Genomic DNA, 2,108 nt, shown 5'->3' with positions numbered 1-2,108 from the left:
CATCTCCTCCATCACCAGCGACAGCTCGAACATGCCGGCGCCGCCGCCGCCGTACTCCTCGGGCAGGTTGACCCCGATGAACCCGAGCTTGCCCGCCTCGTTCCACAGCTCGGTGGTGTGCTCGCCGGCGCGGGCCTTCTCCAGGTAGTAGTCCTGGCCGTAGTTGGCGGCCATCGCCGCGACCGCCTCGCGCAGGGCGCGACGGTCCTCGTTCTCGATGAAGCTGGTGTCGGTCACCGGGGGTCTCCTTCTGCTGCTTCTGCTGCGGGTGATGCTTCGGTTTCGACTCGGGCCAGCACCGCGCCGACCTCGACCTGGTCGCCGGGCTTGACGTCGAGTTGGGTGAGCACCCCGTCGGCCGGCGCCGCCACGGTGTGCTCCATCTTCATCGCCTCCAGCCAGATCAGCGACTGCCCGGCGGTCACCGGGTCGCCGACCTGGACGCCCACCCGGATCACGTTGCCGGGCATCGGCGCCACCAGCGAGCCCCGCTCGACGGCCGAGCCGGGCTCGGGGTAGCGGGGCTGGGCGACCAGCCGCACCGCCCCGCGCGGCGAGTCGACGTAGACGTCGGCGCCGTAGCGGGCGATGTCGAAGCCGACCGCAACCCCGGCGCCGTCGCTCAGCACCACCCGGTGCGGGGCCGACGAGACCAACGCCACGTCGTCGCCGATCTCCAGACCCGTTCTGGTGAACCGGTATTCGACGCGGTGCTCGGTGCCGCCGTCGCTCAGGTAGGCCTTGGCCTGGTAGCCGGACGCCATGTTGCGCCAGCCGCTGGCGACCGACCCCAACACGGTGGTGCCCGCCCGGTTCTGCGCGGCGTCGGCCAGGGCGGCGGCGATCGCCGAGAGCCGCACCGTCGCCGGGTCGGCGAGCGGCGCGGCCAGCTCGGCCAGTCCGTGGGTGTCGAAGAACGCGGTGTCGGTGGCGCCGTCCAGGAAGGCCGGATGCCGCAGCACGTGCACCAGCAGGTCGCGGTTGGTGCGCACCCCGTGCAGCCGGGCGCGGGCCAGCGCGTCGGCGAGCACCAGCGCGGCCTGCCGTCGGGTGGGGGCGTAGCTGATCACCTTGGCCAGCATCGGATCGTAGTGGATGGAGACGGTCGAGCCGTCGACGACGCCGGAGTCCAGCCGGATGCCGACCCGCCGGGCCAGCGTGTCGAACCGGGCGGTAACCCCGGGCACCTCGATGGCGTGCACCGGTCCGGCCTGCGGCTGCCAGCCCCGCGCCGGGTCCTCGGCGTAGAGCCGGGCCTCGATCGAATGCCCCTGGGTGGCCGGTGGTTCCGGGTCCAGCCGGACGCCGTCGGCGACCGCCAGCTGCAGCTCGACCAAGTCGACGCCGGTGGTCTCCTCGGTGACCGGGTGCTCGACCTGCAGTCGGGTGTTCATCTCCAGGAAGAAGAACTCCCCTTCTCCGCCAGGTGAGTCGTCGGCGAGGAACTCCACGGTGCCGGCACCGGTGTAGCCGATCGCCCGGGCCGCCAGCCGCGCGGCCTCGAACAGTTTGGCCCGCATCCCCGGGGTGCGTTCCACCAGCGGCGACGGCGCTTCCTCGATCACCTTCTGGTGACGCCGCTGAATCGAGCACTCCCGCTCGCCGACCGCCCACACCGTGCCGTGGTCGTCGGCCATCACCTGCACCTCGATGTGGTGACCGGTGGGCAGGTAGCGCTCGCAGAACACCGTCGGATCGCCGAACGCCGACTGCGCCTCCCGGCCGGCGGCTTCGACCTCGGCGGCCAGCCGGGAAAGGTCGGTGACCACCCGCATGCCGCGCCCGCCGCCGCCGGCGGACGCCTTGACCAGCACCGGCAGCTGCGCGGCGGTGACCGTCTCCGGGTCCAGTTCGGCCAGCACCGGCACCCCGGCGGCGGCCATCAGCTTCTTGGACTCGATCTTCGAGCCCATCGAGGCCACCGCCGCCACCGGCGGGCCGATCCAGACCAGCCCGGCGTCGAGCACCGCGGCGGCGAAATCGGCGTTCTCGGAGAGGAACCCGTACCCGGGGTGCACCGCGTCGGCGCCGGCGGCGCGGGCGGCGGCGACGATCGCCTCCGCGGACAAGTAGCTGGTGGCCGCCGGAAGCCGCACCGCCGCGTCGGC

Annotated in this window: 2 protein-coding genes; both read right to left on the bottom strand. The window is 72.9% G+C overall.

Features of this window, described 5'->3' with window-relative positions:
- On the bottom strand, nt 1–237 hold a 237-nt coding region (locus AC2VNT_RS02320), incomplete at its 3' end, for an acyl-CoA dehydrogenase family protein (protein ID WP_486945319.1).
- Nucleotides 234–2,108: ATP-binding protein (locus AC2VNT_RS02315; RefSeq protein WP_486945318.1), on the bottom strand; the 1,875-nt coding region annotated here is incomplete at its 5' end. The genes AC2VNT_RS02315 and AC2VNT_RS02320, both read right to left, overlap by 4 nt.

It is taken from the genome of Mycobacterium sp. TH-M15, assembly GCF_057473705.1.
This window is presented reverse-complemented; position numbering and strand designations above follow the sequence as displayed.